Raw genomic sequence first — 2,986 nt, forward strand, 5'->3', positions numbered from 1 at the left:
ATTTCTTCCAGTGCACTGAACCAGGATGAAGGCTACCTGATGCAATGTTATGCGCAGCGATTGGAAACAACGATAAGGCGCCATCCTGAACTTTGGCTTTGGTCTCATAAACGCTGGCAGTTTCGTTTGCGGCAGGAAACACCGAAGCCCAGTCAGGTCGCAATTTTTACCTGAGGTGCATTGATAGCTGAATGATTTGTTCGCATTCAATTTTTGTTTAAAATGCAGAAAAAGCTTGTTATGCCTTTCAACGAAAAACTAAGCGACAAGGTCAGGGAGGCACTTGCCGAGCTGCCGCATGTGGAAGAAAAGTACATGTTTGGCGGCGTTTGTTATATGGTTAATGACAAAATGTGCGTGGGCGTAGTTGGCGACCAGCTGATGTGCCGCGTGGGCGAGGAGAACCTGGAAGCGGCGCAGGAAAGACCGGGTTGTGAGCAAATGCAAATGAATGGCCGGCCCATGAAAGCGTATGTGCTTGTTTCAGAAGAAGGAATGCTGACTAACAGTGATTTCCGGTTCTGGATAGACACTTGTCTTGCCTATAACCCACACGCCAAAGCTGCTGCCAAAAGAAAAGCGAAGTAGTCGTTTTCAGGTCAGCGCGTCAATCAGATCTCTTACTTTTTGATAGTAAGGTTGGGCGATTTTGCTCGGACGGATATCCCAGCCTCTGTCGTAGTTGACAATGCAGGCTGCGATGAAACTGTTGGTATTCTCGCGAATGATCGGGTCGAGAATGGAAAGCTTGGAAATTCTATCCTTATCGATCGCCGACTTGGAAGGTTCTTTCAATATGAGTGCAGAGAACTCGTACCTGTCGACAATCCCATTAACCCACAATGCGCCCGGTGTAGCTGGTTCGGGCGACTTTCCGGTTATCTCCGCATTGATTTCCTTTTCTGCCGGAAGTGTCAGATCTGTCTTTTGTTTTCTGAGGTAATCGTCAATTGCCCTGGTTACGTGATCAAGCGGATCGGAGCCGTCAAACTCGCTCAGGTCTCGCAGTTTTTTAATCTGTTCCTCGTTGAGACGTATGTTTTTTCGAAGCATTTTCCGCATAATCTGGCTTTTTCATGACTGATATCAAAAATACGCACCTTGCCAGCCGATATTTCAGCCACAAAAGAATTTAAGCATTCGAAACCCAAATTTGTATTTATTCTTAGTATAGATTATCCCGAAAACTGAATGAGGCAGGCTAGTGTGATTGTTGAATTTTTGTGAAGAATAAGTGACAATCTTAACAATTTGGTGACAAAACAATGCGGACTTCTGATACCATACCGTCAAAAAAGCCGTTATTTACACCGAAAGGCTTGCTGTTCAGAAAAGATCTACTTCTCTTTTCATTTGGTCATTCGACCCATTCCTGAACTCCTGTCTAAAATTCTCATGCAAGTCAAAGAAAGAATCAAATTCACTCCGACAGCAAAAAGCCAGTTTTTCCCTACGCTGAAAACCCGGATAGAGCGCTATTTCGCTGAAAATGAAATATCCCGTCACGCAAATAGTACAATGGTTGTAAAAACGATTGTTTTGCTGGGCATTTACATTGTGCCTTTTTGTGCGCTTCTGCTATTTACCCCGCCATTCCCGGTAGCGATTCTGCTGTGGTTCCTGATGGGACTTGGGATTTCGGGCATTGGGATGAGCATTATGCACGATGCAAATCACGGTGCCTATTCTACCAAAGCCTGGGTGAATAAATGGCTGGGCTATACGATTTACCTGGCCGGTGCAGGCGTTACCAACTGGAAATTGCAACACAACGTACTACACCATACTTACACCAACATTGCCTCCCTGGACGAGGATATCCGTGATCGTGGCGTGGTGAAGTTGTCGCCGCATTCCCATGTGCAGCATTTGCACCGTTTTCAGTGGCTGTATGCATTCTTGTTTTACGGAATTTTGACCTTGTACTGGGTTACTGCCAAGGATTTTATTCAATATCATGAATTTAAAAAGTCTGGCGTAAACAAGCAGACGAAGCGTGAAAACAACGAGCTGCTGGCGGGACTGATCATCATGAAAGTGATCTATTTTTCCATTCTTTTTGTACTTCCGGTTGCGGTTGCAGGGATTTCGTTCTGGCAGGTATTTGCAGGTTTCTGCGTGATGCATATTACGTCCGGGCTCGTACTGACAATTGTTTTCCAGCTTGCGCATTCCGTGGAGGGTACCAGCTACCCGGTTGCGAATGGACAAGGGAATCTGGATAAAGACTGGGCAATTCACCAGTTAGAGACTACGGTTAATTTCGCACCTGAAAACCGCCTGCTTACCTGGTTTCTGGGTGGATTGAACTTCCAGATTGAGCATCACCTTTTTCCAAAAATCTGCCACGTGCATTATCCCCAGATCGCCGTGATTGTAAAGGAAACAGCGCAGGAGTTTGGGATACCTTATATGGAAAACAAGTCTTTTGCTTCCGCATTCAAATCTCACATTTCCAGTCTCCGCCGGTTTGGCCTGCCTTCGATCAATGATGCGATTGGTTGATTTTATGTATCATTTGCCTGAAAGCTTTCGCGCCTGCGCTTCCATTATAAGCTGCAAATCGGCACTTTCTTCTGTGACGTGCGCGTAGGTCCCTTGTCCGAGTTCACTAAGCTTACGCAGCTTCTGGCCGGTATGTGCATTACGTCCAAATGTGAGTACAGTGAGGTACAGATCCTGCTTTGCGTGTTGTCCGATCATGGCCATCACCTCGTCACTCACCGGGAACTCCCCGTCGGTGGCGAGTACAATGCGGTTATTACCTCCCCGGATATAATTTTTGTTCGCAGTTTTGTAAGCCAGTCGCAGCCCCTCATTTCCATCCGTATCACCGTCCGATTGCAGCAGGTCAATCATCCTCGCTATCTCATTCGCCTTAGCGCACGATGTGGGTATAATAACAACCCTCGCTTTTCCTGAATATAAAACAATGGAAAGCTGATCTTCCGGCCGCAACAAGGTGAGCAGCTATTTAATGTAGAGT

At 46.2% G+C, this 2,986-nt stretch carries 5 protein-coding genes; 3 read left to right on the forward strand and 2 right to left on the reverse strand.

Annotated features, from left to right (window positions below; translation table 11 throughout):
- Positions 1 to 15: 15 nt before the first annotated feature.
- Positions 16 to 174, forward strand: a complete 159-nt coding sequence (locus ACTIE6_RS21855) for an LpxL/LpxP family acyltransferase (protein WP_439558658.1) — start codon at positions 16 to 18, stop codon at positions 172 to 174.
- Between the two features lie 48 nt (positions 175 to 222).
- Entirely contained in the window at positions 223 to 588 is a 366-nt protein-coding gene (locus tag ACTIE6_RS21860) for a TfoX/Sxy family protein (RefSeq protein WP_439558654.1), read from the forward strand.
- Positions 589 to 594: 6 nt separating this feature from the next.
- Here the strand turns inward: ACTIE6_RS21860 and ACTIE6_RS21865 are convergent, their stop codons facing one another.
- Positions 595 to 1,053 (reverse strand): DUF7678 domain-containing protein, encoded by a 459-nt coding sequence (locus tag ACTIE6_RS21865; RefSeq protein ID WP_439558655.1) that lies wholly within the window; start codon positions 1,051 to 1,053, stop codon positions 595 to 597.
- Between the two features lie 342 nt (positions 1,054 to 1,395).
- Here ACTIE6_RS21865 and ACTIE6_RS21870 point away from each other — a divergent pair, with 342 nt between their 5' ends.
- Positions 1,396 to 2,505 carry a fatty acid desaturase family protein gene (locus ACTIE6_RS21870; RefSeq protein WP_439558656.1) on the forward strand — a complete coding sequence of 370 codons (1,110 nt, stop codon included), beginning with the start codon at positions 1,396 to 1,398 and terminating at the stop codon, positions 2,503 to 2,505.
- Positions 2,506 to 2,514: 9 nt separating this feature from the next.
- Here ACTIE6_RS21870 and ACTIE6_RS21875 read toward each other — a convergent pair whose 3' ends face one another.
- A complete protein-coding gene (locus tag ACTIE6_RS21875; protein ID WP_439558657.1) occupies positions 2,515 to 2,961 on the reverse strand; it encodes a vWA domain-containing protein in 447 nt (148 codons plus the stop codon).
- Between the last annotated feature and the right edge of the window lie 25 nt (positions 2,962 to 2,986).

Origin of the sequence: Dyadobacter sp., assembly GCF_051859145.1 — a bacterium.
Taxonomy (GTDB): Bacteria; Bacteroidota; Bacteroidia; order Cytophagales; family Spirosomataceae; genus Dyadobacter.